This is a genomic window from Serratia marcescens, from assembly GCF_006715005.1.
GTDB classification, from domain to species: Bacteria; Pseudomonadota; Gammaproteobacteria; order Enterobacterales; family Enterobacteriaceae; genus Serratia; species Serratia montpellierensis.
In genome coordinates this window covers 771,426-797,717 of sequence record NZ_VFMJ01000001.1, presented here as the reverse complement: position 1 = coordinate 797,717, position 26,292 = coordinate 771,426, and the positions used below count along the sequence as shown (strand labels likewise).

At 61.4% G+C, this 26,292-nt stretch carries 27 protein-coding genes; 5 read left to right on the top strand and 22 right to left on the bottom strand.

From position 1 onward, the window contains the following. Positions 1-79 precede the first annotated feature (79 nt). The gene (gene apbE / locus FHU12_RS03850; RefSeq protein ID WP_141967519.1) at positions 80-1,111 is read left to right on the top strand and encodes an FAD:protein FMN transferase ApbE; all 1,032 of its coding nucleotides are present in this window, start codon (positions 80-82) and stop codon (positions 1,109-1,111) included. A 63-nt stretch (positions 1,112-1,174) separates the two neighbouring features. On the opposite strand, the gene FHU12_RS03845 is transcribed toward apbE, so the two are convergent. Both FHU12_RS03845 and fabB read right to left on the bottom strand, forming a co-directional pair. Then, complete coding sequence (locus FHU12_RS03845; protein WP_004936201.1) at positions 1,175-1,396, bottom strand: putative periplasmic lipoprotein; 222 nt, start codon at positions 1,394-1,396, stop codon at positions 1,175-1,177. Positions 1,397-1,608: 212 nt separating this feature from the next. Continuing rightward, entirely contained in the window at positions 1,609-2,829 is a 1,221-nt protein-coding gene (gene fabB / locus FHU12_RS03840; RefSeq protein ID WP_060447962.1) for a beta-ketoacyl-ACP synthase I, read from the bottom strand. Between the two features lie 170 nt (positions 2,830-2,999). On the opposite strand from fabB, the gene mnmC reads away from it, so the two are divergent. Continuing rightward, a complete protein-coding gene (gene mnmC, locus FHU12_RS03835; protein WP_141967517.1) occupies positions 3,000-5,021 on the top strand; it encodes a bifunctional tRNA (5-methylaminomethyl-2-thiouridine)(34)-methyltransferase MnmC2/FAD-dependent 5-carboxymethylaminomethyl-2-thiouridine(34) oxidoreductase MnmC1 in 2,022 nt (673 codons plus the stop codon). A gap of 41 nt (positions 5,022-5,062) precedes the next feature. On the opposite strand, the gene FHU12_RS03830 is transcribed toward mnmC, so the two are convergent. The 6 genes from FHU12_RS03830 to prmB form a co-directional block, all read right to left on the bottom strand. Then, a complete protein-coding gene (locus tag FHU12_RS03830; protein WP_016926855.1) occupies positions 5,063-5,344 on the bottom strand; it encodes a YfcL family protein in 282 nt (93 codons plus the stop codon). A gap of 32 nt (positions 5,345-5,376) precedes the next feature. Beyond that, positions 5,377-5,934: an elongation factor P hydroxylase gene (locus tag FHU12_RS03825; protein WP_141967515.1), complete on the bottom strand. Its 558-nt coding sequence runs from the start codon at positions 5,932-5,934 to the stop codon at positions 5,377-5,379. 80 nt (positions 5,935-6,014) lie between these two features. Then, on the bottom strand, positions 6,015-6,821 hold the full coding sequence (locus FHU12_RS03820; protein ID WP_141967513.1) for a sulfite exporter TauE/SafE family protein: 807 nt from the start codon (positions 6,819-6,821) through the stop codon (positions 6,015-6,017). A 3-nt stretch (positions 6,822-6,824) separates the two neighbouring features. Continuing rightward, the gene (gene mepA / locus FHU12_RS03815; RefSeq protein WP_141967511.1) at positions 6,825-7,652 is read right to left on the bottom strand and encodes a penicillin-insensitive murein endopeptidase; all 828 of its coding nucleotides are present in this window, start codon (positions 7,650-7,652) and stop codon (positions 6,825-6,827) included. 5 nt (positions 7,653-7,657) lie between these two features. Beyond that, on the bottom strand, positions 7,658-8,743 hold the full coding sequence (aroC, locus tag FHU12_RS03810) for a chorismate synthase (RefSeq protein ID WP_004936219.1): 1,086 nt from the start codon (positions 8,741-8,743) through the stop codon (positions 7,658-7,660). Between the two features lie 65 nt (positions 8,744-8,808). Then, positions 8,809-9,741 (bottom strand): 50S ribosomal protein L3 N(5)-glutamine methyltransferase, encoded by a 933-nt coding sequence (gene prmB, locus FHU12_RS03805; protein WP_028127753.1) that lies wholly within the window; start codon positions 9,739-9,741, stop codon positions 8,809-8,811. Between the two features lie 170 nt (positions 9,742-9,911). On the opposite strand from prmB, the gene smrB reads away from it, so the two are divergent. Further along, a complete protein-coding gene (gene smrB, locus FHU12_RS03800; RefSeq protein WP_004936226.1) occupies positions 9,912-10,442 on the top strand; it encodes an endonuclease SmrB in 531 nt (176 codons plus the stop codon). Positions 10,443-10,509: 67 nt separating this feature from the next. On the opposite strand, the gene sixA is transcribed toward smrB, so the two are convergent. The 4 genes from sixA to FHU12_RS03780 form a co-directional block, all read right to left on the bottom strand. Continuing rightward, on the bottom strand, positions 10,510-10,992 hold the full coding sequence (gene sixA, locus FHU12_RS03795) for a phosphohistidine phosphatase SixA (RefSeq protein ID WP_004936230.1): 483 nt from the start codon (positions 10,990-10,992) through the stop codon (positions 10,510-10,512). Between the two features lie 388 nt (positions 10,993-11,380). Then, the gene (fadJ, locus tag FHU12_RS03790) at positions 11,381-13,546 is read right to left on the bottom strand and encodes a fatty acid oxidation complex subunit alpha FadJ (protein ID WP_141972835.1); all 2,166 of its coding nucleotides are present in this window, start codon (positions 13,544-13,546) and stop codon (positions 11,381-11,383) included. After that, the gene (gene fadI, locus FHU12_RS03785) at positions 13,546-14,856 is read right to left on the bottom strand and encodes an acetyl-CoA C-acyltransferase FadI (RefSeq protein ID WP_141967509.1); all 1,311 of its coding nucleotides are present in this window, start codon (positions 14,854-14,856) and stop codon (positions 13,546-13,548) included. The genes fadJ and fadI overlap by 1 nt, the downstream gene beginning before the upstream one ends. A gap of 195 nt (positions 14,857-15,051) precedes the next feature. Beyond that, positions 15,052-15,348 (bottom strand): YfcZ/YiiS family protein, encoded by a 297-nt coding sequence (locus FHU12_RS03780; protein ID WP_072145088.1) that lies wholly within the window; start codon positions 15,346-15,348, stop codon positions 15,052-15,054. 404 nt (positions 15,349-15,752) lie between these two features. Between FHU12_RS03780 and fadL the strand changes: the two genes are divergently transcribed. Further along, positions 15,753-17,093 carry a long-chain fatty acid transporter FadL gene (fadL, locus tag FHU12_RS03775; protein ID WP_087763423.1) on the top strand — a complete coding sequence of 447 codons (1,341 nt, stop codon included), beginning with the start codon at positions 15,753-15,755 and terminating at the stop codon, positions 17,091-17,093. A gap of 115 nt (positions 17,094-17,208) precedes the next feature. Here the strand turns inward: fadL and mlaA are convergent, their stop codons facing one another. The 10 genes from mlaA to ccmA all read right to left on the bottom strand — a co-directional run bounded on the left by mlaA (position 17,209) and on the right by ccmA (position 25,062). Then, positions 17,209-17,967: a phospholipid-binding lipoprotein MlaA gene (gene mlaA / locus FHU12_RS03770; protein WP_086580243.1), complete on the bottom strand. Its 759-nt coding sequence runs from the start codon at positions 17,965-17,967 to the stop codon at positions 17,209-17,211. Between the two features lie 28 nt (positions 17,968-17,995). Beyond that, positions 17,996-19,210 carry a c-type cytochrome biogenesis protein CcmI gene (gene ccmI, locus FHU12_RS03765; protein WP_141967507.1) on the bottom strand — a complete coding sequence of 405 codons (1,215 nt, stop codon included), beginning with the start codon at positions 19,208-19,210 and terminating at the stop codon, positions 17,996-17,998. Continuing rightward, the gene (locus FHU12_RS03760) at positions 19,210-19,677 is read right to left on the bottom strand and encodes a cytochrome c-type biogenesis protein (protein ID WP_141967505.1); all 468 of its coding nucleotides are present in this window, start codon (positions 19,675-19,677) and stop codon (positions 19,210-19,212) included. Before FHU12_RS03760 ends, ccmI begins: the two co-directional genes overlap by 1 nt. Beyond that, complete coding sequence (locus tag FHU12_RS03755) at positions 19,674-20,225, bottom strand: DsbE family thiol:disulfide interchange protein (RefSeq protein WP_015378623.1); 552 nt, start codon at positions 20,223-20,225, stop codon at positions 19,674-19,676. The genes FHU12_RS03760 and FHU12_RS03755 overlap by 4 nt, the downstream gene beginning before the upstream one ends. Continuing rightward, positions 20,222-22,192 carry a heme lyase CcmF/NrfE family subunit gene (locus tag FHU12_RS03750; protein WP_039564915.1) on the bottom strand — a complete coding sequence of 657 codons (1,971 nt, stop codon included), beginning with the start codon at positions 22,190-22,192 and terminating at the stop codon, positions 20,222-20,224. The genes FHU12_RS03755 and FHU12_RS03750 overlap by 4 nt, the downstream gene beginning before the upstream one ends. Next, on the bottom strand, positions 22,189-22,683 hold the full coding sequence (gene ccmE, locus FHU12_RS03745) for a cytochrome c maturation protein CcmE (protein ID WP_046687569.1): 495 nt from the start codon (positions 22,681-22,683) through the stop codon (positions 22,189-22,191). The genes FHU12_RS03750 and ccmE overlap by 4 nt, the downstream gene beginning before the upstream one ends. Then, the gene (gene ccmD / locus FHU12_RS03740) at positions 22,680-22,916 is read right to left on the bottom strand and encodes a heme exporter protein CcmD (protein ID WP_141967503.1); all 237 of its coding nucleotides are present in this window, start codon (positions 22,914-22,916) and stop codon (positions 22,680-22,682) included. Before ccmD ends, ccmE begins: the two co-directional genes overlap by 4 nt. After that, positions 22,913-23,650 (bottom strand): heme ABC transporter permease, encoded by a 738-nt coding sequence (locus FHU12_RS03735; protein ID WP_019453789.1) that lies wholly within the window; start codon positions 23,648-23,650, stop codon positions 22,913-22,915. Before FHU12_RS03735 ends, ccmD begins: the two co-directional genes overlap by 4 nt. Positions 23,651-23,770: 120 nt before the next feature. Further along, entirely contained in the window at positions 23,771-24,430 is a 660-nt protein-coding gene (gene ccmB / locus FHU12_RS03730) for a heme exporter protein CcmB (protein WP_103682053.1), read from the bottom strand. Continuing rightward, the gene (gene ccmA / locus FHU12_RS03725) at positions 24,430-25,062 is read right to left on the bottom strand and encodes a cytochrome c biogenesis heme-transporting ATPase CcmA (protein WP_141967501.1); all 633 of its coding nucleotides are present in this window, start codon (positions 25,060-25,062) and stop codon (positions 24,430-24,432) included. Before ccmA ends, ccmB begins: the two co-directional genes overlap by 1 nt. Before the next feature lie 229 nt (positions 25,063-25,291). Here ccmA and FHU12_RS03720 point away from each other — a divergent pair, with 229 nt between their 5' ends. Next, positions 25,292-26,218 (top strand): formate/nitrite transporter family protein, encoded by a 927-nt coding sequence (locus tag FHU12_RS03720; protein ID WP_141967499.1) that lies wholly within the window; start codon positions 25,292-25,294, stop codon positions 26,216-26,218. The last annotated feature ends 74 nt before the right edge of the window (positions 26,219-26,292 follow it).

The window sequence follows — 26,292 nt, the reverse complement described above, 5'->3', positions numbered from 1 at the left end:
CTATTTTACCTTTATCCGCTTTCCATTTGCCGCGCTTTACTTTATTTGTAGCGGCTTTCTCGTTTTCAAAGGACATGTTATGGCTTCCCTGTTCGCCAAAGGGGCGTTGCTCAGCGCCTTATGCGCCCTGCTCGCCGCCTGCGACGATGCCTCCTCCCGCCCGCAAATCGATATCGACGGCAAGACCATGGGCACCTTCTACAGCGTTAAAGTCAGCGGTGATGTCGCGATCGGCAAGCAAGAACTGCAGCGGCAGATCGACGCGGTGCTCGAACGGGCCAACGACGATATCTCAACCTACCGCGCCGACTCGGTGCTGTCGCAGTTTAACCGTAGCGCCAGCCTCGAACCGCAGCCGATCCCGCGCGGCATGGCGGATATCGTGCTGATGGCCCAGCGCATCGGCCGCGATACCGGCGGTGCCATGGACATCACCGTCGGCCCACTGGTGAACCTGTGGGGATTCGGCCCCGACAAGCATCCGGTCAAGGTGCCGGAACAGGCGCAGATCGACGCGGCGAAGCAGCGCATCGGCCTGCAGCACCTGAAGCTGATCAGCGACAATCGCGGAGAGTGGCTGCAAAAAGATCTGCCGGACATGTATGTCGATCTCTCGACGCTGGGCGAAGGCTACGGCGCCGACGAGCTGGTGCGCCTGATGAACCGCAACGGCATTACCAACTACCTGGTCTCGGTCGGTGGCGCAGTCTCTTCACGCGGCGTCAACGGCCAGGGCAAACCCTGGCGGGTGGCAATCCAAAAGCCGACCGACCGTGAAAATGCGGTGCAGGCGCTGGTGGATCTGCACGGTTACGGCATCAGCACCGCCGGCAGCTACCGCAACTACTTTGAACAAAACGGCCAGCGCTACTCCCATGTCATCGATCCGACCACCGGCAGGCCGATCAATCACCGGTTGGTTTCCGCCACGGTGATCGCCCCCACCGCACTCGAGGCCGACGGCTGGGATACCGGCCTGATGGTGCTGGGCACGGAGAAAGCGTTGAAGCTCGCCGAAGAGAAAGGGCTGGCGGTCTACCTGATCAGCAAAACCGACGAGGGCTTTAGCGCCGTGATGACGCCGCAGTTCAAGGCGTTTTTGGTGCAGTGAGATAAAAAAAGCCCGGCGCACAGCGGCCGGGCTGGTTGCATGCGCCCACAGGCGCCGCGCCGATCACTTGGTCAGCGCGATTATACCGAGGGTCAGACCGGCAACCGCCGCCGCACCGCCGGCGATCGCGCCCGCGGTTTCCCAGTTATCCTGAGTGGTGCCCTTCATACAGGTGTTGGTGTGCACCAGACGCCCCTGGTCATCGTAGACCGGAACGCAGGGAGAATCGGTGGCGCATCCGGCCAACACGGCCGACAGTAACCCAACCGCAATTAACTTTTTCATACTTCTTGCCTCAATGTTCGATCACTTTAAAAAGCCACACCGAGCGCTGATCACGCTACCTGGCTATTGTATGCCCAACGCGTGTAATGGCGAGGTAATGATGTGTCAGGGGATGTGATTTGGGAAAACTCCGAGCGCTCGCCCAGCGGGCTTTGAGCAGTAAAAAGCCCGCGAAAACGCGGGCTTGATGGCGAGATGAAGCTCAGGCGGAATTATTTCGCCAGTTTGCGCATCACCAGGGTGGCGTTGGTGCCGCCGAAGCCGAAGCTGTTGGACATCACGGTGGTCAGCTCACGCTGAGTCGGCTGAGTCACGATGTTCATGCCGGCCGCCTGCTCATCCAGGGTTTCAATGTTGATGCTCGGCGCGATAAAGCCGTGCTCCAGCATCAGCAGGCTGTAGATCGCTTCCTGCACGCCCGCGGCGCCCAGCGAGTGACCGGTCATCGCCTTGGTGGAGGAGATAGCCGGGGTATTGTCGCCGAACACTTCGCGAATAGCGCCCAGTTCTTTCACATCGCCCACCGGCGTAGAAGTGCCGTGCACGTTGATGTAGTCGATCGGCGCATCCAGATCCTGCATCGCCATCTTCATGCAGCGTACTGCGCCTTCGCCCGAAGGGGCAACCATGTCGGCACCGTCTGAAGTCGCGCCGTAGCCAACGATTTCTGCATAGATGTGCGCACCGCGCGCCAGCGCGTGCTCCAGTTCTTCAACCACCACCATGCCGCCGCCGCCGGCGATGACGAAACCGTCACGATCGGCGTCGTAGGTGCGGGAGGCTTTTTCCGGCGTGTCGTTGTACTTGGTGGACAGCGCGCCCATCGCGTCGAACTCGCAGGCCATTTCCCAGCATAGCTCTTCACCGCCGCCGGCGAACACGATGTCCTGTTTGCCCAACTGAATTTGCTCAACCGCGTTGCCGATGCAGTGCGCGGAGGTCGCGCAAGCGGAGCTGATGGAGTAGTTTACGCCGTGGATTTTGAACGGCGTTGCCAGGCAGGCGGAAACGCCGGAAGCCATGGCTTTGGTCACCACGTACGGGCCAACCGCTTTCAGGCCGCGCGGGCTGCGCATCGCATCGGCGCCGAATACCTGGAAGCGCGGAGAACCACCGCCGGAACCGGCAATCAGGCCCACACGCGGGTTGTTTTGATACTCTTCGTCCTTCAGGCCGGAAGAAGCGATCGCTTCTTGCATCGCCAGGAAGGCATAAATGGAAGCATCGCTCATGAAACGCACCGCCTTGCGGTCGATCAGGCCGGTCGTGTCGAGCTTAACTTGCCCCCATACGTGACTACGCATGCCGGAATCTTTCAGTTCCTGGGAGAAAGTGATCCCAGAACGTCCTTCCTGCAGGCTTGCCAGGACCTCCTGCTGGTTATTACCAATGCTGGAGACAACTCCCAGGCCAGTAATCACTGCACGTTTCATTCAATACCTCTTCCACTATTTACCTACGGGATTTTGCATCGCACTTTAGCGTACAGATGTAAGCCGAACAAGTCCGATCAGCGTTTTTCAGCTTTATTGTTGTCCAGTTTGCGCCGGGGCGCCAGCGCCGTTAGAATTCGCGGCATCCCTTGAATTTCGAGCCATTGACCGTGAACCACGCCCCCATCCAAACCGCAACGCTAACCTGGAACGAACAGGGTACACCTGTTTCGAAACAGTTTGATGACGTCTATTTTTCCAATCAGGATGGGCTGGAAGAAACCCGCTACGTCTTCCTGCAGGGCAACCAACTGCCGCAGCGTTTCGCCACCCATCCGCGCCCGTTGTTGGTGGTGGCGGAAACCGGATTCGGCACCGGGCTCAATTTCCTCACGCTGTGGCAGGCCTTCGCCGGCTTCCGCCAGGCCGAGCCGGACGCCGCGCTGCAACGCCTGCACTTTATCAGCTTCGAAAAATTCCCCCTGCAGCAGGCCGATCTGGCGGCGGCGCATGCGCGCTGGCCGGAGCTGGCGCCTTATGCCGACGAACTGCGCGCTCAATGGCCGCTGCCGCTGCCGGGCTGCCATCGCCTGCTGCTGGCCGAAGGCCGCATTACGCTCGATCTGTGGTTCGGCGACGTCAACGACCTGCTGCCGCAGTTTGACGCCAGCATGAATAACCAGGTCGATGCCTGGTTCCTCGACGGCTTTGCGCCGGCAAAAAATCCCGACATGTGGACCGATCAACTGTTCGCCGCCATGGCGCGTTTCGCCCGGCCGGGAGGCAGCTTCGCCACCTTTACCGCCGCCGGCTTTGTGCGCCGCGGCTTGCAACAGGCCGGTTTTCAGGTCAACCGTTGCAAAGGCTTCGGCCAAAAGCGTGAGATGCTCGCCGGCGAGCTCCCGGCCGATGCGCAGCCCGCTCCCCACCCGGCCCCCTGGTATCGACGTCCGGCGGCGGACAACACCGCCGACATCGCCCTGATCGGCGGCGGCGTCGCCAGCGCGCTCACCGCGCTGGCCTTGCTGCGGCGCGGTGCTACCGTCACGCTCTACTGCGCCGATGAGCAGGCGGCGGAGGGGGCATCCGGCAATCGCCAGGGGGCGATTTATCCTCTGCTGAACGGCAGCGGCGACGCGCTGGAGAGCTTCTTCAGCGCCGCGTTTCCCTTCGCCCGTCGCCAGTACGACGCGCTGTTGCAACAAGGCATCGCCTTTGATCACCAGTGGTGCGGCGTCAGCCAGTTAGCCTACGACGAAAAGAGTGGCGCCAAGATCGCCAATATGCTGAAAACCGACTGGCCACCGGCGCTGGCGATGGCGGCCGACCGGGAGACGCTCAGTGAACTGTGCGGCGTCGATACCGGCTTTGGCGGCATCACCTATCCGCAGGGCGGCTGGCTCTGCCCGGCCGAGCTGACGCGCGGCGCGATTGCGCTGGCGCAGCGTCAGGGCCTGATTTGCCGCTACCGGCACGATGCGTTGGCGCTGGCGCGTGAAGAAAACGGCTGGCGCATCGATTTCGCCAACGGTGAAAGCCACCGCCATGCGACGGTGATCCTGGCCAACGGCCACCGGTTGGCCGAACTGGCGCCGACGGAAGCCCTGCCGCTGTACTCGGTGCGCGGGCAGGTGTCGCATATCCCAAGCTCGCCGGCCCTCGGTCAGTTGAAACAGGTGTTGTGTTACGACGGCTACCTGACGCCGATCAACGCCAACAACGGCCAACACTGCATCGGCGCCAGCTACCAGCGCGGCGACATCGCCACCGACTACCGCGAGCAGGAGCAACAGGAGAACCGCGAGCGCCTGCTGCGCTGCCTGCCGGAACAGGCCTGGCCGCAGCAGGTGGACGTCAGCGCTCATCAGGCGCGCTGCGGCGTGCGCAGCGCCACCCGCGATCATCTGCCCATGGTCGGCGCGCTGCCAGACTATCAGGCCACGCTGGCGCAGTATCAGGATTTGCAGCGGCAGCATCAGCGCGGCGAAACCGTTGCCGATGCGCCGGTCTATCCCGGCCTGTTCGCTATCGGTGGGTTGGGATCGCGTGGCCTGTGTTCGGCGCCGTTGGCGGCGGAAATTCTGGCGGCGCAGCTGTTCGGCGAACCGTTGCCGGGCGACGCGCGCCTGCTGGCGGCGTTGAATCCGAATCGGATGTGGGTGCGGAAGTTACTGAAAGGGCGTGCGGTTTAATTCATGAATGAGGGGCGCGGTGACGCGCCCCGGCATGGCGGTCAGGCAGCAGGCGTTGCGGCCTGATAGAGGTTTTCCCACATGCCGCGTACCAGGATCTGATCCGGCGGCGAGAGTTCCCCTGCGGCGATTGCCTTGTGCAAGCTCTCTTCCACCCGCGCTTTCAGCGCTTCGGCAGTATGCTCGCCCTGTTCTTCCGCTTCGGCTACCGCCAGCGTCAAATGACCGCGCAGGTAGCCACCGGCAAACAGTTCATCATCGCTGGCGTGCTCTACCATGTCATCAATCAGCGCCAAAATGCGCGCTTCAAATTCTGCGATCATCAAATTTCCTCATTAAATAGCGGGCTGTGGCGTCAGTTGAGATCTTCCGGATACGGAAAATGCTCGGCCGCCAACGGTGGCGTATTGTAGAACGATTGCAACGCCTGAATAAAGCGCGCAGGCCGTGTGGGTATTCTCTGCTCCAGCAGCATCAATACCCGGGCACGCACCTTGCGCTGGAACGCGATGCGATCCGGTTCGCAGTCGCCGTTCAGGTTGTCGCAGCTGACGTTGAACGGGAAACCGGCCGCCACGCAGAACATCCATTCCAGCGCCTGCGGTTTGATCTCCACCGCTTCGAATTCACTCTGGGTTTGCGCGTCGCGCCCGTCCGGGCAATACCAGTAACCGAAGTCCACCAGTTGGCGGCGCGCTTCGCCGGCGATGCACCAGTGCGAGATTTCATGCAGGCCGCTGGCGTAGAAGCCGTGGGCGAACACGATGCGGTGATACGGCAATTCGTCGTCGGCCGGCAGGTAGATAGGTTCGTCATCGCCTTTCACCAGGCGGGTGTTGTAGTCATCGCTGAAGCACTGATTGAAGATCTCGATCAACTGTTCATAGCGATGACGGGTCTGCATGTCTGACATAAAAACTCTATAACCACAAAAATAAAGAGGCCATTATACCCGATAAGACAGGGCGCGTAAGCAACGCCCCCTCTTCATCTTTAACCGTGCACCAGGGCGGTCAACCACTGCTGAATTTCCGCGCCGTGATTGTCGTACAGCAGCTTGAGGCTCATCACCAGTGAAACGATCACGATCATCGGCCGAATCAGCTTCTGCCCGCGGGTCAGCACCATGTGCGCGCCCAAACGCGCCCCCAGTACCTGCCCCACCAGCATCACCAGACCGATGCTCCACACCACCTTGCCGCCGATGATGAACAGCGCCAATCCGCCGACGTTGGAGGTGAAGTTCAGCACCTTGGCGTGCGCCGTAGACTTGGCGAGGTTGAAACCGCACAGCGTCACATAGGCCAGCGCGTAGAACGATCCAGCGCCGGGGCCGAAGAAACCGTCGTAAAACCCGACGCAACCGCCGGCCACCAACCCGAACGGCAAGGCACCGAGGCGACGTTGACGATCTTCCTCACCCAATCGTGGCATCAGCAAGAAATAGAGACCGATGCCGATCACTAGCAGCGGCAGCATCTGCCGCAGCAAATCGGCGCGCATATGCTGCACCAGAATGGCGCCGGCGATCGAGCCGATCAGCGTCAGAAAGATCGTCAGCTTCTGGTCGTTGAGATTCACCGCACGCCGACGAATAAAGTACAGGCTGGCGGAGAAGGAACCCCCTACCGACTGTAGTTTATTGGTCGCCAGCGCCTGCGCCGGGGGAACCCCCACCGCCAGCAAGGCCGGCACCGTCAGCAACCCACCGCCGCCGGCAATGGAGTCGATAAACCCCGCCAGCAGCGCTACCGCAAACAACACCCCGAGCATCTCGGGGCCAAGGACGAACCAATCCATGTGTTATTCCGCTGAGAAATGGTGATCCAGCAATGCCTGACAGGTCGGCGGTAACGGCGGCGGCACAGATTTGCCCGGTTTCGCGTTAGGCTGATGCGGTACGAACCAGCTCGCCAGTTCGGCGCCGCAACCGTCGCCCGGCGGCGGCGTATCCTGCTCCTGGCACTCCAGGCTGCCGGCCGGACAACGCAGGCGCACGTGCATATGCGCACGGTGGCCGAACCACGGCCGCACCTTGTGCAACCAGGCGCGATCGGCACCGGCGTCCAGGCACAGGCGCTGCTTGATCGCCGGGTTGACGAAGATGCGCGTCACGTCCGCGTCCTGCGCCGCCAGTTTGATCAGCGACTCAATTTGCGGCTGCCATTGGCTCGCCACCACCTGCTTGCCATCCCCTGACACCAGGTCGATCGGCTGCGGTTTCAGCAATTGCTGCGCGCTCCAGCGTTGGCGCGGCAACTGCAGCCAGATGTCGACGTCCAGTCCCGACTGGTGGCTGGCGTGGCCGCTGCTGAAGCGCCCACCGGCCGGCATCGCCATATCGCCGATCAGCACCGTGCCCAGCGCTTTCTGGTTCGCTTGGCTGCTGAGGCGCTGAATGAACGCCAGCAGATCCGGGTGGCCGAAATAGCGGCGCTGGTCGGTACGCATCACCTGGTAGTTCGGTGAATTCAGCGGCAACGGCTGGGCGCCAATGACGCAGCCGTTGGCAAAACCGCCCACCGCCTGTGGCGCGCCGGCCACCGGATGGTCGATTTTCTGCCACGGCGTCAGCGCCATGGCGGAAGCGGAGGCCGTCAGGGCCACCAGGCCCAACATCCAGTTTTTCATGGCGATTACCAGCGAGGCACGTCGGAAACCACATCACCGTTTTGCGCACGCTGGCGCAGCAGGTGATCCATCAACACGATTGCCATCATCGCTTCGGCGATCGGCACGGCGCGGATGCCCACGCATGGATCGTGGCGACCGCGGGTGACCATCTCCACCGCTTCGCCCTGGCGATTGATGGTGCGCCCCGGCACCATAATGCTGGAGGTCGGCTTCAGCGCCAGATGCGCGATCACCGGTTGGCCGCTGCTGATGCCGCCGAGAATGCCGCCGGCATGGTTGCTTTGGAAGCCTTCCGGGGTGATTTCATCGCGGTTTTCGCTGCCGCGCTTGGTCACGACAGCAAATCCGTCACCGATCTCCACGCCTTTCACCGCGTTGATGCTCATCAGCGCGTGCGCCAGATCGGCGTCGAGGCGATCAAACACCGGCTCGCCCAGGCCAACCGGCACGTTTTCAGCGATCACGCTGACCTTGGCGCCAATGGAGTCGCCCTCTTTTTTCAGCGCGCGCATCAGTTCGTCCAGCGCTTCCAGCTTGTCCGGATCCGGGCAGAAGAACGGGTTCTGCTCGACCTGATCCCAATCTTTCAGCTCACAGGTCACGTCGCCGATCTGCGCCAGATAGCCGCGCACCTGCACACCGAACTTCTGCTGCAGGTATTTCTTGGCGATGGCGCCCGCCGCAACGCGCATGGCGGTTTCACGCGCCGAAGAACGGCCGCCGCCGCGATAGTCGCGCAGCCCGTATTTCTGTTCGTAGGTGTAGTCTGCATGCCCCGGACGGAACACGTCTTTGATGGCGCTGTAGTCTTGCGAACGCTGATCGGTGTTCTCAATGATCAAACCGATGCTGGTGCCGGTGGTCACGCCTTCGAATACGCCGGAGAGAATGCGCACCTGATCCGGTTCACGACGCTGGGTGGTGTAACGCGAGGTGCCCGGACGACGGCGGTCCAGATCGTGTTGCAAATCGGCTTCGGTGAGCGGAATGCCGGGCGGCACGCCGTCGACGATACAACCCAGCGCCACCCCGTGAGATTCACCGAAGGTGGTGACGCGGAAAATCTGCCCAATACTGTTTCCTGCCATCACGGCTCCTTACCGTTAGTCTTTTATCGTTATCAGGCCCGCCGTGCGGGCCCTGGAAATGCGGTTTAGCTGCGATAGAGGCTGAAGTGTTCCTTGCAATCCACCAGCTGCTGTTTGGTCAGCATGAACACGCCGTCACCGCCGTTTTCGAACTCCAGCCAGGTGAACGGAATATCCGGATATTGTTCCATCAGGTGTACCATGCTGTTACCCACTTCACAAATCAGCACGCCGTCGTCGGTCAGGTAGTCCGGCGCGCAGGCCAGGATGCGGCGCACCAGCTTCAGGCCGTCGCTGCCCGCCGCCAGGCCCAGTTCCGGCTCAAAGCGGAACTCCTGCGGCAGATCGGACATGTCTTCCGCATCGACGTACGGCGGGTTGGTGACGATCAGATCGTACTGGATCGCGGGAACGTCGCGGAACAGATCGGAACGGATCGGGATCACCTGGTGTTCGACGCCGTGCGCCTGAATATTGCGCTCGGTTACCGCCAGCACTTCGCTGGAGATGTCCACCGCGTCCACTTCCGCTTCCGGGAAAGCGTAGCCGCAGGCGATGGCGATGCAGCCGCTGCCGGTGCACATGTCGAGGATATGACGAGGCGGGTGTGGGATCAGCGCGCTGAAGCGATCGTTGATCAACTCGCCGATCGGCGAACGCGGCACCAGCACGCGCTCGTCGACGTAGAATTCCATGCCGCAGAACCAGGCCTTGTTGGTCAGGTAAGCGACCGGGATGCGTTCGTTGACGCGGCGGATCACGCGCTCAACGATGCGATGACGCTCGCTGGAGGTCAGACGGGCGGTGTGCATGTCCTCCGGAATGTCCAACGGCAGGAACAGGCTTGGCAGCACCAATTGCACCGCTTCGTCCCACGGATTATCGGTTCCGTGACCATAGTAGATATTGGCAGCGTTGAAGCGGCTTACCGTCCAGCGCAGCATATCTTGAATGGTGTGCAGTTCGTTCACTGCTTCGTCGACGAAAATTTTGTCCAATTTGCCCTCCGGCAGGCGCTGTGTTTCATGATTTAGCCGCATAGTTTGCCATGAAGCCCGCGACAAATCACGCTTGCCCCTCGCGCTTTTCACTCTGGCCCGAGTTTTGCGTCGACAGCGCTCATTCACAAGGTAAACTAGCGAAATAAACGATTTCCGGTGAATGAAGCATGAAGAACAAGCCTCCTCTGAGCAAAGACGAACAACAGCTCTTCAGAGAGTCGGTGGCGGGCGCGAAAAAGCTGCGCCAGGACACCATCGTCCACCGCCCGCCGAAGCCCAAGGTCAAACAGATTGCGCCGCAGCGGCTGCTGCAGGAGCAGGTCGATGCCAGCTATTATTTTTCAGATGAGTACCAGCCGCAGCTGGAAGAGGAAGGCCCGACGCGCTACGTGCGCCCCGGCAGCAGCCCGTATGAGTTGAAGAAGCTGCGACGCGGCGATTATTCGCCGGAGCTGTTTCTCGATTTGCACGGCCTGACCCAGCTGCAGGCCAAGCAAGAGCTGGGAGCGCTGATCGCCGCCTGCAAACGCGAGCACGTGCACTGCGCCTGCGTGATGCACGGACACGGCAAGCACATTCTCAAACAGCAAACCCCGCTGTGGCTGGCACAGCATCCCGACGTGCTGGCGTTCCACCAGGCGCCGAAGGAATGGGGCGGCAACGCCGCCATCCTGCTGTTGGTGGAGCTGGCCGAGTAACCCTGCAGAAACGACTCAGGGCGATGTCAGACATCGCCCTGAGTTTATTCCGCACCGCATCCGCGGCTCACACTTTGGCCATCACCTGCGACGGGCTGACCTGCCATTCAAACTTGCCGTAGCTGCCGTCCGCCGGCAGATCGACGTTGGCAATCGCCGAGGTCGCGAACATCGGCGGGCACTCGCCCGGGCACAGTTCGGCCACCAGATAGCCTACCAGCGGCAGGTGTGACACGATCAGCACCGAGCTCACCCCTTGCATCGCCAGCGCCTGCAGATAGCTGCCGACCTGTTCGGCGTTGCCGCCCGGCGTCAGCTCGGGCAGCACTTCTTCGCCCTCCGGCAGCGTCAAGGCTTCACGCACCGTCGCCAGCGTCTGTTCTGCCCGCAGATAAGGGCTGACCAGCACGCGTTCAATATCCACAGACTTGGTGTTCAACCAGGCCGCCATCTGACGGGACTCATCGCGGCCGCATAGGGTAAGGGGCCTTACCGCATCGCTGGCTGCCTCGAGCGCCGCCTCTCCGTGACGCATAATCAAAACTTGCATATTGCACCGCTGTTGTTGACAAAGTAACGCTATACAGAAACGCCGTGCGTGCTGTACCGCCGAGTTTTACAACCCAAAGCCAAAGCTTTAAAACGATAACGCGCCGTCTCTTTATGGCGGCCGGGCATTTTGCCTGAAAGTTTGCCTAAAGAAAACGCTGTTTTTTACAGCAACCCTCCCCGGGCAAACCTCGATTGCTCACAGAACAATCAATTCAACGGGTTAAATTTTAACCTTGCCGCCATGAAATTTATTGATGGCGGTCAAGCTAACTTACCGCTGCCTGCGCCTTGCTGTACAGCCTCACCGGCTGACGCTGTTGCAAGGAGTGATGGCGATCACAACGCGGCCCTGTTGCAACTATAGTGCAAATCGGGCCGCCCTGCGCTCAGCTCCCCAGCGGGTAAAAGCGCTCGCCCTGCTGCGCCATGCGCTGCAAGCGTTCGCACGGCGCGAAGTGCTCGCCGTGCTGCTGGCGCAGGTAGTCCAGCGTCTTCACCACTTTCTCGGCGCCGAGTTCGTCCATATAGCGGAACGGGCCGCCGAGGAACGGCGGGAAGCCGATGCCGAACACCGCGCCGATGTCGCCGTCGCGCGCGCTGCGGATTACGCCTTCATCCAGGCAGCGCGCCGCTTCGTTCAGCATCATCATCACGCAGCGCTGGGCGATGGTCGCCGGCAGCATGTGCGCCTTCGGCGTGACGCCGAGCAACGTATACAATGAGGTATCCGCACGTTTACGCCGCTGCCGCTGCTGGCCTTCACTCGGGTAGAGATAGAAGCCGCGGCCGTTCTTACGCCCTTTGCGCCCGTCTTTCAGCACCGCATCGAACGCGGCCGGCGCGGCGAAGCGCGGCCCCAGCGCCTCGACCAGTACCGGGATGATTTTGGTGCCGACGTCGATGCCCACTTCATCCAGTAGGGTGATCGGACCGACCGGGAAACCGAAGTCCACCAGCGCCTTGTCCAGCGACTCCATCGGCTCGCCTTCCAGCAGGCAACGGGCCGCTTCGTTGATGTACGGCGCCAGGATGCGGTTGACATAAAAACCGGCGCTGTCGCCCACCACGATGGCGGTCTTGCCCTGCTTGTGCGCCAGCGCCACGGTGGTGGCGATGGTCTCTTCGCTGGTGCCGGCGTGCGGGATCACTTCCACCAGCGGCATCTTGTCCACCGGGCTAAAGTAGTGCAGGCCGATCACCTGCTGCGGCCGCTGGGCTTTTTCGGCGATGTGACCGATAGGCAACGAGGAAGTATTGGAGGCAAAAACGGTATGCGGCGCACAGTTCGCTTCGACCTCGGCCACCATCTTCTGCTTCAGCGCCAGATCCTCAAACACCGCCTCGACCACGATATCCACCTGCTCAAAGCCGGTGTAATCGGTAGAGCCGGAGATCAGCATCATCTGTTTTTGCCGTTCCGCCGGGCGCATGCGCTTGCTGCGTACCCGTTTGCCAAGCACGTCCCAGCTGTATTTCAGCGCGTGATTGATGCCGGTTTCATTAATATCTTTGATACGAACCGGCAAACCGCCGCGCGTGGCGGTGACGCAGGCGATGCCGCCGCCCATCAGGCCGCCGCCGAGAATGCCGACGCGGTGCAGGGCATGCGGCTTGGCATTGCCGCCCCGCTCTTTTTTCAGCGCGGTGGAGGCGAAGAACAGACTGCGCAGCGCCGCCGACTGCGGCGTCATCGCCAGTTCGCCAAAGGCGCGCGCTTCAGCCTCATAGCCGCTGGCGCTGCCGTGATCCAGCCCGGTGCGCACGACCTGAATGATGCGTTCCGCCGCCGGGTAGTTGCCGTGCGTTTTCGCCATCGTTTTCTTGCGCACGATGCTGAACAGCAGATTTCTGCCCAGCGGGCCGTTGAGCAGGCGATCCTGCCACGGCAGCTCGCGCTGATGCTTCCAGCCCTGCTTCACCCGCTCAATGGCGGTCTGCAACAGGATCGGCTGCGGCACGGCGTCATCCACCAGCCCCATGCGCAGCGCCTGGCGGGCGCGAATATGCTTGCCGGTCAGGATCATGTCCAGCGCCTTGGCGGCGCCGATCAGGCGCGGCAGGCGCTGAGTGCCGCCGGAGCCCGGCAGCAGGCCCAGTTGCACTTCCGGCAGACCGAGCGCGGTTTTGTCATCCAATGAACAGACGCGGCCGTGGCAGGCCAGCGCCAATTCCAGGCCGCCGCCGAGGCAGGCGCCATGGATGGCGGCCACCACCGGCACCGGGAAGGCGGCGATCTGCGCCAGCGTGCTCTGCCCTTTTTTGGCCAGCGTTTCCGCCTCTTTGGCACTGGTACAGGCGGCAATCATAGTGATGTCGGCACCGGCGATAAACGAGTCCGGCTTGCCGGAAACGATCACCAGCCCTTCCAGCGCGGTATGCTGCTGCGCCCGGATTAGCACATCGTTCACCTGTTCGACGAACTCGGCCTTGAGCGTATTGACCTTGTCGCCCGGTACGTCGATGGTGATCACGCCGATGTTGTCGGGGCGAATCGTCAGCTGAAAGGCCGACGGTTTGGCACGCTGTTCGTGCAATGCGTTTTCGGCACTCATCATTCCACCTCCACGATCATCGCGGCCCCTAACCCGCCGGCGGCGCAGGCGGTGGTCAGGCCCAGCCCGCCACCGCGGCGTTTCAGCTCACGCAGCGTCTGGGTGATCATGCGCGCGCCGGTGGCGGCAAACGGGTGGCCATAGGCGATGGAACCGCCCAGGACGTTGAATTTTGCCATGTCCACCTCGCCGATCGCCTGGCTGCGGCCAAGCTTCTCGCGGGCGAACTCTTCGCTGGCGAACATCTTCAGGTTAGCCAGCGTTTGCGCGGCGAAGGCTTCATGCATGTCGATGAGCGTCAGATCGGCCAGACCGATGCCGGCGCGATCCAGCGCCAGCGGCGTCGCGTAGGAAGGCCCCAGCAGCATGTCTTCCCACACGTCGATGGCGGCGAAGGCAAAGCTGCGCAAATAGCCCAGCGGCTGCAGCCCCAGCTCTTTGGCGCGCGACTCGCTCATCATCAATACCGCCGCCGCGCCGTCGGTCAACGGCGTGCTGTTGGCCGCGGTGACGCTGCCGTGCTTGCGATCGAACGCCGGTTTCAGCTTGGCATAGGAAGCCAGGCTGGAGTCTTTGCGGATGTTGTTGTCTTCAGAAAGCTGTGCACGGTACGGTGGTACGTAGGCGGTCATCACCTCATCGCGCAGCCACCCCTCCTGCCAGGCCTTGGCCGCCAACTCGTGGGAACGGTGCGCCAGCGCATCCTGCGCCTCACGGGTGATGCCGTGGCTTTTCGCCATCTGTTCGGCCGTATCGCCCATGCGCAAACCGGTGGAATACTCCGCCACCGCCGGTGGCACCGGCATCAGATCGCGGAATTTCAGCCGGCTGAACAATTTGAGACGCTGCGACAGCGTACGCGCCTTGTTGACGTCCACCAGCGTGCGTGCCAGCGCCTTGCTGACGCCGATCGGCAAGACGGAAGAAGAGTCCGCCCCGCCGGCGATGCCGACGCTGATGCTGCCGGCCATGATGCTCTCCGCCACGTTGGCGATCGCCTGGAAGCTGGTGGCGCAGGCGCGCGACACGCTGTAGGCGTCGGTATGGACGCTCATGCCGGTGCCGAGCACGATTTCACGCGCAATGTTCGGCGCCTCGGGCATTTGCACCACCTGGCCAAACACCAGTTGTTCGATAAGCTGCGGATCGATGCCGCTACGCGCCAACAGCTCGCTCACCGCCGTTTTCCCTAAATCCACCGCCGGAATGCCGTGATAGGCAGTCGCCTGTTTGGCAAAGGGGGTACGCAGTCCATTCACAATCGCAATGCGGTCACCATGACGGGTCACCAACGGCAGTGCCTTACTCATAAATGCTCCTGAAGAAAATAACGTCAGCGCAATGGGCAGAAAGAGGTCTGACCTGATGAGGTCATTGTTAACCAAACGGTTACATTTGGCAAACCGGCAGAGATCAAAACTGCGAGCAGGCGCACTTTCTATCGGGGCGGCACGGGGAAGGAAATCCCCGGCGCGCAGCAGGCAGCGCCGGGGGTAAAGCGGGGATTAACGCAGGCCGAGCTGGAAGATCAGGGTTTCCGCCTGGCAGGCGAAGGTGAAATCGGCCTCCAACTGCACGCCGCCGTCAACCGGTTTAATGCTACTGCTGATGTCACAAGGGTCGGATTCTACCGCGCGCGCCTTTTCGCTCAGGGCGGCCAGCATGGCTTCCGCATCTTGTTGATTGCTGAACACCTGGCTGTAGGACGCGGTGCAATCGGTGTTATCCATCACGGTGCCGACATCCACGCAGCAACACGCGGCGGTTTCCTGGGCGCTGCATTTATTAATTGCATCTGACATGATTGGTTCTCCTCAAGGGCCTCGGTTATCAGCCCAAATTGCCGTTTCACTCACCGGCACAAAGCCACAAAATTCTGCAGGTATTTTACGCTTCCGCGCCGGCAATCACTAGCACTTACTTTTACTGTGTGTTTTAAGTGATGGAAATCACAAATAAAAATGAGCGCCTGCTAAGGAATGGTAAGAATTTTGTTATTTACCGCTGGCTTTTTGTTAAGCAGATCTCTTTTTTGATATCAGGTTGGAAATATTTCAAAAACAAACTTGCAACATTTTCACAGGTCAGACCTATACTTCAGCCACTGGTCTGATTTGTCTGAATGATAACGGACCCTACAATCCCGCGCTCCTTGTTACCTTGCGTAACATAGTTTAAATAATAAACACATAATGAGGTTTTGGTCATGAGCCAGAAAAACCTATTGACTAAATCAGCTCTCGCAGCTGCAGTGGCAATTATTTCATCAAACGTGTCTGCCGCAGGATTCCAGCTGAATGAGTTCTCAGCAGCTGGTTTAGGACGTTCGTATTCTGGCGAAGGCGCCATGGCGGATACGGCGGCCTCCGCGAGCCGCAACCCGGCATTGTTGATGATGTACACCCGCCCGGAACTTTCCATCGGCGCGGTCTTTATCGACCCGGATGTAGACATCACCGGCAAATCCCCTTCCGGCGCCAGCCTGGATGCGAAAAACATCGCGCCAACCGCCTGGGTGCCGAACCTGCATTATGTTCACCCGATTAACGATCAGTTCGCCGTAGGCGGATCGGTCACCAGCAACTACGGTCTGGCGACCGAATTCAACGACGGCTACACCGCAGGCGCTTATGGCGGCAAAACCGATCTGGAAACCCTGAACCTGAATCTGAGCGGCGCTTACCGCCTGGATCAACACTTCAGCTTCGGTCTGGGCTTCGACGCCGTATACGCCAGAGCCAAACTGGAACGCTACGCCGGCGAATTGCCGAAGCTGCTTGCCGGTCAAGGCCTGCAAACCGGTCAATTAACGCCTCAGCAAGCCGGGATGATCGCTCAAATTCCTGGCGATACTCAGATTTCTCACCTGAAAGGCGATAAGTGGGGCTTCGGTTGGAATGCCGGCCTGCTGTACGAAGTGGACGAAAACAACCGTTACGGCTTCACCTACCGTTCTGAAGTGAAAATCAAGTTCGACGGCGACTACAAAAGCAGCCTGCCTGCACAGTACAACCCAATTACCCAGGCGCTGGGCGTTGGTCTGCCGTGGGGCACCAGCGGCAGCACCATCCCGGGCTCTCTGGATCTGAACCTGCCGGAAATGTGGGAACTGTCCGGCTACAACAAAGTGGCGCCGCAGTGGGCCATCCACTACAGCCTGGCGTACACCAGCTGGAGTCAGTTCCAGGAGCTGAGAGCCACCGGCAGCAACGGCCAGACCCTGTTCCAGAAGCATGAAGGCTTCCGCGATGCCTACCGCATTGCGCTGGGTACCACTTACTTCTACGACGACAACTGGACCTTCCGCGGCGGTGTCGCCTTCGATGACAGCCCGGTGCCGGCACAGAACCGCTCTATCTCCATTCCTGATCAGGACCGCTTCTGGGTCAGCGCAGGTACCTCTTACGCGTTCAACAAAGACGCGTCGGTCGACGTCGGTGTGTCCTACATGCACGGCCAGAAAGTCACCATCAACGAAGGCCCTTACACCTTCAACTCGGTGGGCAAGGCCTGGCTGTACGGTGCCAACTTCAACTACCGCTTCTAATCTCGCTTGAGAAAGAAGCCAAAGCGCCCCTCGGGGCGCTTTTTTTGCCCGGCGCTTGCCGCCGGCATAAAAAAACCCGCCTGACGGCGGGTTTTCATTGGCGTAACGCCCGTGATTACTGCGAGTCGATCTCGTCCAATTCGCCCTGAATCGCCTTGGCGTTCGGGTTCTCTTCCGGCTTGAGCGAGCCGCCGTTGGCGATGAAATCGTGGCGCTGGAAGTAGGCCTCGCGCACCATGACATAAGGATCGGACGAGTTGCGCAGCAGGCCGTCGGAATCCAGCAGCTGAGCGCGGGTTTCGATACCCTCGACCACCCATTTGCCCGCCGACATCCAGAAGGTCAGGTAACTCAGCATCGGATACAGCGTATCCGCAAAGTCGCCGCCGTCTTCACGCAGGGTAAAGCTGCCGTAGCCCGGCAGCATCACGTACGGGCCGTAACCCACATCGTAATGCCCCAATGTGCTGCCGAAGCGATTCGGTTCTTCGCGCGCCAGTTTCGGGTTGGCCATACCGGCCACGTCGATTAGGCCGCCCATCCCGAGCAGGGTGTTCAGGAAGAAACGGTTAAAGTGGATCATCCCGCGGTAAGGATCGCCCTTCAGGAAGGCGTTGACCATGCTGGCCGGTTCTTCCAGGTTGGAGGTGAAGTTGCTGATGCCGTTACGCGCCGGCATCGGCACGTAGTCGCGCCAGGCCACCGCGACCGGGCGCAGGATATAAGGATCCAGGACGTTGTAGTTGAAATCGAACATCGTCCGGTTAAATCCCTCCAGAGGATCGGAACGCCCTTGCGGATCATTGTCTGGCGCGCTGGCACAGCCCACCAGTAATACCGTTGCGAATGCCACCCCAGTCAGGCGAAAGTTCATATTTTTCTCCATAAAAACACGTTCGGTCTTATTTTTCAGTGACCTGCTTGTTTATCTGAACGCTAACCTGCTCTTTACCGCTGAATGTCTGCAGCGAGCTTTCGCCGAACCAGTCCCCCGGCTGCGGCGTGGCCAATCCGTCCTGTGAGAGGCGCACACGCACCTGCACCTGATGCTGTGCCGAGAGTAAACGCTCGGGCATCATGGCGTTGCTGTCATCCAGCGAGAAAGACAGCGGAAAACGGCTCAGCGGCAATTGTTTTACCGCCACCGGCACCGGGCTGGCGCCGTCGGTGACCGAGATGACCAGCGTCCCCTGCGGCGGCAGGGCTTTCGCCGCCTGCGGTGACAGCGAAACGGTCACATTGAGTTTAACAGTTTCTCCGCCGGCCTGGGCTTTTGCTTGTGCAATGCTGCGCTTTATCACTTCCGCACGCGGATCGTTGGCCGGCAAAAGTTGCAACATCACCTGCCAGGCGCCGATCGCCTGCTTGAAATCGCCCTGTTCGAAGGCATTGAACGCCAGCAGGCTCAGCACCCGCGGATCGCCGTGATTTTCCGCGATCATGCGCCGCAACAGCTGCGTCGCCTGCTTGTTATCCTCCGGATCGTTGGAGCGCGTCAAGACCTCGGCATAGCCGAGCCGCACTTCCAGACTATTCGGATCCAATTGATAAGCATGAGCAAACGCCTGCGTGGCGGTAGTGGCATTGTTCAACGCCATGCCGACGCGCCCCAACATCATCCAGTCGTTGATATTGCGATCGTCCTGCTGCAGCGCGGTACGCAGCCCCAGCCCGAGACGGGCGATCTCTTCCATACTCAGCGGTTTGGCGCGCTCATTGGCGACGCGCTCGCGCAATTCCGGCATTTGCGCCTGCACCAGACGCCAATCCAGCACCTGCGCCAGCCCGCCGGTTTTCAGATAAAAGCCAACGGTCACCGCCAGCAATAACAGCACGCCCGGCACCAGCGCCCAGCGGTTGATCGGCTTCGCCTGCGCCGCCTGCTCGACGGGAATGTCGTTCAGCAGGTTCTGTTGCAGCTCTTTCACCAGCTCGGGGCGCTCGGCCACCACGCCTTGTTGTTCGTCCTGCTCCAGCTCGCTGAGGCGATCCTGATAAAAAGCCTTGTTCAACGCATCGCGCGTGGCGGCGCTCTGCTTGCCGTGGCGCATCGCCGGCACCACCAGCAACGCGGCGGCGCCGGCCAGCAACATGCAAATAATCAGCCAAAAAGCCATTAGGGTTTCTTCCTGTCAGTCTCTTGCAACAGCGCCGCCAGGCGCTGCCGTTCCCGTTCGGAGAATTCATCATCCGCCGCCGCATCGGGCCGCCGACGGGTACGCAGGATCACCACCGCCCCGCCGATCAGCACGAACAGCAGCGGGCCGATCCACAAGATCAGCGTCGCCGGCGTTACCGGCGGCTCGTAGGTGACGAAGTTGCCGTAACGCGCCACCATGTAATCGATGATCTGCTGCTTGCTTTGCCCCTGCATCATCAGCTCGTACACCTTGGTGCGCATGTCGGCGGCGATGATGGCGTTGGAATCGGCAATGCTGTCGTTTTGGCATTTCGGGCAGCGCAGCTGTTCGGTCAACTCGCGATACTGCTGCTCCTGCTCGACGGAGTTGAAGCGATAGGTATCGATCGCCGCGGCGGCGCTCCAGCTCAGCAGCGCGGCGCACAGCAGGACAATCAGCCTCATGCCTCACCCCCGTACTTTTTATACAGCGGCAGCACTTCCTGCTGCCAGACCCGCTCATTCATGTCGCCGGCGTGGCGATAGCGGATAATCCCCTGGCCGTCGATAAGGAAGGTCTCGGGCGCGCCGTAGACCCCGAGATCCAACCCCAGCATGCCGTCGCCGTCGTACAGGCTGAGGGCATAGGGATTGCCGAGGGAATTGAGCCAGGTCACCGCCTTGGCGCGATCGTCTTTATAGTTCAGGCCAACCACCCGCACGCCGCGTGCCGCCAGCGTATTGAGATACTGGTGTTCCGCGCGGCAGGTCGGGCACCAGGTGGCCCAGACGTTGAGCAAGATCGGCTTGCCGTCGCGCAGCACCGCCTGATCGTAGGTTTTGCCGGGCTGATCCAGCGATTCCAGCCTGAAGGTCGGCACCGGTTTGCCGATCAGCGCCGACTCCAGCATGGTCGGATCTTCGCCGCCGGCGTTGCGCGTCAGTTGCACCATCAGCGCCGCCACCAGCAGCAGGAAGAGGACCAACGGGATAAACAGCAGTTTACGCTTCATGGTTGCGCCTCCAGCTTGCCTTCGCGCTTGAGTTTTTTGCTCATGCGGTAACGCGGGTCGAGGATGCACAGCAGGCCGCCGATCGCCATAAAGACGCCGCCGAACCAAATCCAGCGCACGAAGGGTTTGTAATACAGGCGCACCGCCCAGGAGCCGTCCTCCAGCTCCTCGCCCAGCGCCGCGTACAGATCGCGGCTGAACCCGCCGTCGATCGCCGCTTCGGTCATCATGCTGCGCGCCACGCTGTAGTAGCGTTTCTCCGCGTGCAGCGTCGCCTCCGGCTTGCCGTTGCGCGTGACGTCGATGATGCCGACGCCGCCGCTGTAGTTCGGGCCGCGGATGTCGTGCACGTCGCGGAACACGAAATGATAGTTGTGGATATCCACGCTGTCGCCGGCCTTCATCCGCACGTCGCGCTCCACGCTGTAGTTCTGGCTGAAGGCGATGCCGATCACCGTCACCGCCACGCCGAGGTGGCCGAGCACCATGCCCCAGTGGCTGCGGGACAGCTGTCGCAGGCCGCGCCAGAAGCCGTGCCGGTGGGTGGCGCGCTCATGCAACTCCATCAGCGTCAGGATGATCACCCACAGCGCCATGATCAGGCCCACCACCGTCATGCCGGCGATGCTGTCCTGCAGCAACCACGGCAGCAGAATCGACAGCACCAGCGTCGCCAGCAGCGCCACGCCGAGGCGCCGCCACAGCTTGCTCGGCTCATCGCGGCGCCAGCGCACCAGCGGCCCGATGCCCAACAGCAGCGCCAGCGGCGCCATCAGCCAGGTGAACATGGTATTGAAGAACGGCTCGCCGATCGAGATGCTGCCCAGCCCCAGCTGTTTGTGCACCAGCGGCAGCAGCGTGCCCAACAGCACCACCAGCATGGCGGCGATCAGCAACACGTTGTTGCCGAGCAGGAAGGTCTCGCGCGAGAAGGTTTCGTGCTGCACCCGGCTGCGCACCTGGCCGCCCTTGACCGCGTACAGCAGCAGCGAACCGCCGATCACGATCACCAGATAGGCGAGAATAAACATGCCGCGCGCCGGATCGGAGGCGAAGGAGTGCACCGAGACCAGCACGCCGGAGCGCACCAGGAAGGTGCCGAGCAGGCAAAGCGAGAAGGCGGTGATCGCCAGCAGCACCGTCCAGGCTTTGAACGTGCCGCGTTTCTCGGTCACCGCCAGCGAATGCATCAGCGCGGTGCCGGCCAACCACGGCATAAAGGAGGCGTTTTCTACCGGATCCCAGAACCACCAACCGCCCCAGCCTAACTCATAGTAGGCCCAGGCCGATCCGAGCACGATGCCGAGCGTGAGGAACACCCAGGCGGCGGTGGTCCACGGGCGTGACCAGCGCGCCCAGGCGGTGTCGAGCCGGCCGGCCATCAGCGAGGCAATGGCGAACGCAAAGGCGACCGAGAAGCCGACGTAGCCCATATACAGCAGCGGCGGGTGGAAGATCAGGCCGATATCCTGCAACAGCGGGTTGAGATCGCTGCCGTCGATCGGGAAATTCGGCAGCGTGCGGGTGAACGGGTTGGAGGTCATGATGATGAACAGCAGGAAACCGGCGGTGATCATGCCCATCACCGACAGCACCCGCGCCACCGCATCCTGCGGCATCGCCCGGCTGCACAACGCCACCGCCAGCGACCAACAGCTCAGCAGCAGCACCCACAGCAGCAGCGACCCCTCATGCGCGCCCCAGGTGGCGGCGATGCGGTAATACACCGGCAGTTGGGTATTGGAGTTGGTGGCCACGTAGGCGACGGTAAAGTCGTTGACCACGAAGGCATGCACCAGGCACAGGAACGCCAGCGCAATCGCGGCGAACATGCCGTAGGTCAGCGGCCGGGCCACCGCCATCATGCGGCTGTCCTGCCGCGCCGCGCCCCACTGCGGGTAAATGCTCAGCAGCAGCGCAATCGCCAGCGCCAGGCACAGCAAAAAACTGCCCAGTTCCGGCATCATGACTTGGCGCCCTCCGCCTGCGGCGCGTTATACGCTTCCGCCGGCCCTTGGTGATTCTCTTTCATCGCGTCGGCCACTTCCGGCGGCGTGTATTTCTCGTCGTGTTTGGCCAGCACTTCGCGCGCATTGACCACGTTGCCCTCGCCCAGCACGCCCTGCGCTACCACGCCCTGCCCTTCGCGGAACAGGTCCGGCAGAATGCCGGTGTAGGTCACGCCGATCGCGCCGCGCGCGTCGTAAATCTTGAAGCTGACCTGCAGCGTATTGGGATCGCGTTTCACCGAGCCGGGCATCACCATGCCGCCGATGCGCAGCCGCTGGCCGACCTCGGGCTTCTCATGATTTTCGCCCTTGCCCTGCAGGATTTCACCCGGGGTATAGAACAGATCGATGTTGGAGCGCAGCGCGTACAGCATCAGAGTCGCGGTCAGCGCGATGCCGATCAGCACAACGATCGCCAGATAAAGGCGGCTTTTACGACGTGGATTCACAATGATTTCTCCCGCGGTGCGGCGGATTTTTGTTTTGATTGTTGCGCATGGCGAATGCGCCGCTCGCGCGCCTGACGGCGGCCGATCTCGGCGAGCAACTGCCGCCGCTGCCAGACGGTGTGCGCCACCAGCCCCAACAGCGAAATCAGCGTGGCGGCGACCGCCAGCCAAACATAGAAGGCGTAACCGCCCATGGCGAAAAACGCCGTCCAGGAATCGAAGGCGGCATTCATGACTGACGCTCCTTATTCACCAGCCCGGCGACCCACGGGCGCTGGCGCTCCTGGAACAGGATCAGATTGCGCAGGCGCATCAGCGTCAGCGTGACGAACAGCAGCAGGTAACCGAGGATCGCCCAGCGCAGCGGGGTGCGCATGCTGGGCGCGATAGACTGCTGCATATTGGTCGAGCCCTGATGCAGCGTATTCCACCATTCAACGGAGAAATGGATGATCGGGATATTCACCACGCCCACCAGCACCAGAATCCCGGCGGCGCGGCCCGCCAGGCGGCGGTCTTCAAAGGCGTTATACAGCGCGATGACGCCCATATAGAGGAACAGCAGCACCAACTCGGAGGTCAGACGCGCATCCCACACCCACCAGGTGCCCCACATCGGCTTGCCCCAGGCGGAGCCGGTCACCAGCGCGATAAAGGTGAACACCGCGCCGATCGGCGCCATCGCCGCCACCACGGTATCGGACATTTTCATCTGCCACACCAGGCCGATAAACGCCGCCACCGCCATCGAGGCATAGATGCCCATCGACCACATGGCCGCCGGCACGTGAATATAAATGATGCGGAAGCTGTCGCCCTGCTGATAATCCTTCGGTGCGAAACCAAAGCCCCATGCCCAGCCAAGCAGCAGGCAGACCGCCGCCGCCAGCCCCAGCCAGGGGATAAAGCGGCCGCAGACGTGATACAGCCGTTCAGGCCGCGCCAGTTGATGTAACCATTTCCACATTGTCGTCAGTGCTCACGGTAATTTTTATGCGTCGGCCACTCCGAGCGATCGAAACGGCGCAAATCTTCTACGGGGTACGCTCTTGTCGGCCTTGCCCCGTCGGTTCATTCAATACGTTAGCTAGTGCACGCTCACCCGCAGCGCCGCTGCGGTGGCAAACGGCGCCAATGTCACGCTGCCCGCCAGCATCGCGCCGAGTATCGCCAGGTAGCCGTCGATCGGCATGCCCATCGAGGCAGCGTCGATCGCGCCGGTGGCAAAGATCAGCACCGGGATATACAGCGGCAGCACCAACAGGCTGAGCAGCACGCCCCCTTTGCGCAGGCCGACGGTCAACCCCACGCCGATGGCGCCGATCAGGCTCAGCGTCGGCGTACCGAGCAGCAGCGTCCCCGCCACCGCCAGCCAGGTTGGCATATCGAGCGACAGCAGCAGCGCCACCAGCGGCGACAGGATCAGCAGCGGCAATCCCGTCACGACCCAGTGAGCACACACTTTGCCCAGCACCGTCATCGGCAGCGGCGTCGGCAGCAGCAACAGCTGCTCCAGCGAACCATCGAGGAAGTCGTCGCGAAACAGCCGCTCCAGCGACAGCAGCGAGGCCAACAGCGCCGCCACCCACACGATGCCCGGCGCAATGCGCGCCAGCAACTGCGGCTCCGGGCCAATCCCCAACGGGAACAGCGTGATCACAATCAGGAAAAACCACAGCGGGTTGACGATCTCCGAACCTTTACGGCAGGCGATCTTCAGTTCGCGGCGCACCAGGGTCAAAAACATCACAGGCTCCCCGCGTCATGTTCCGCCAAACGAACTTTCCCCACCGTTTGGCTGACGCCGGCCAAATCCTGATGGGTGGTCAACAATACCATGCCGCCTCGCTGTGCATGTTGTTCAAAAAGGCTAATCAACTCGGCTACGCCCTGTTTGTCGATCGCCGTCAGCGGCTCATCGAGGATCCACAGCGGCGCCGCGCTGAGCCACAGCCGCGCCAGCGCCACGCGCCGCTGCTGCCCGGCGGAAAGCTGCGCCACCGGCAGATCTTCGTAACCCACCAGCCCCACTTGCTCCAGGGCGCGCCAGATGGCCGGATGATCGGTTGTACCGCGCACCGCTTGATAAAACTGCAGATTTTCGAAGGGCGTCAATACGGCTTTGATGCCGGGCTGATGGCCGATAAACAACAAATCTTGCTGGTAACCCGCACGATCGCGCAGCGTGTTGCGCCCGTGCCAGGACACCTCGCCGCCGTCCGGCCGCGCCAGGCCGGCGAGAATGCGCAGCAAACTGGTCTTGCCCGCACCGTTCGGCCCTTCTACCTGAATGATATCGCCCGGCTGAACTGAAAAGCTTAGCTCGCTAAACAGGATGCGCTCATCGCGCACGCAACTCAGACTTTTGGCTTCCAGCATCGGGGAACTCATATTTTTCTTTGGGATAGCGAATCATAGCATAAGCCTTTCCCCACACGCAGCCCGCGGCGGGCGCGCCGGGGGGCCAATATGGCGAGCAGGATCAAGAATGCGTGGAAAAAATCGGCGGATTTTAACTCTTGTTACCTTTTTCTGTATTTCGCCGCATTTAGGCCGGGCAACTACGCTTAATGACGTGACCTCACCCTTATTAAGCAGGAGCGACAGCATGAACGAACAGCAGCACCAGGATCACGAGCCGGATGAGACGATGCGGGTAGAGAGCGAGGAGCAGGAACAGGGCAAACGCGAAATCGAAGTCAGGGAAGAGAATCTGCCGTCGCGCGCGGCGGCGGTGCATGAACAGATCCGGATGGAAGGCGAAAAAGAGCTGGAGCGCGACGGGCTGGCGCTGCTGTGGTCGGCGATCGCCGCCGGGCTGTCGATGGGTGCCTCGCTGGCGGCGAAAGGCATTTTCCACGCCCGCCTGCCGGACGATCCCAGCCGTTTTTTCATCGAGAACCTCGGCTACACCTTCGGTTTCATCATTGTCATCATGGCGCGCCAGCAGCTGTTTACCGAAAACACCGTCACGGCGGTATTGCCTATCATGCATAAACCCACGCCGCGCAATCTGCTGATCCTGCTTCGCCTGTGGGGCGTGGTGCTGCTCGGTAACCTGATCGGCACCGGGCTGGCCGCGCTGGCGTTTACCCATATGCCGCTGTTTGACGCCGAAACGCGCCGCGCCTTCATCAGCCTGGGCGAAGAGGTCATACGCCATACGCCGGGCGAAATGTTCGCCAACGGCATCCTGGCCGGCTGGATCATCGCCACCATGGTGTGGATGATCCCGGCCGCCGGCGCGGCAAAAATCTGGGTGATCGTGCTGATGACCTACCTGGTGGCGATTTGCGATCTGACCCATATCGTGGTCGGTTCGGTAGAGATCCTGTATTTGGTGTTCAACGGCGCGATTGGGTGGCAGGAATTCTTTTATCCTTTCGCCCTGCCGACGCTGGCGGGCAACATCATCGGCGGCACCTTTATCTTTGCGCTGATCAGCCACGCGCAGATCCGCAACGATTTGAGCGCCAAAAACCGGGCGGCGCACCGGCAAGAGGAAAAACGGCGCCACGGCGGGGAAAAACCGTGATCGCCGTCGGTTAGCCGAGGAAATTTCGGCGCGAACTGGCGAGGTATTGAGCAAACGCGCCGCTAAGCGCTTAT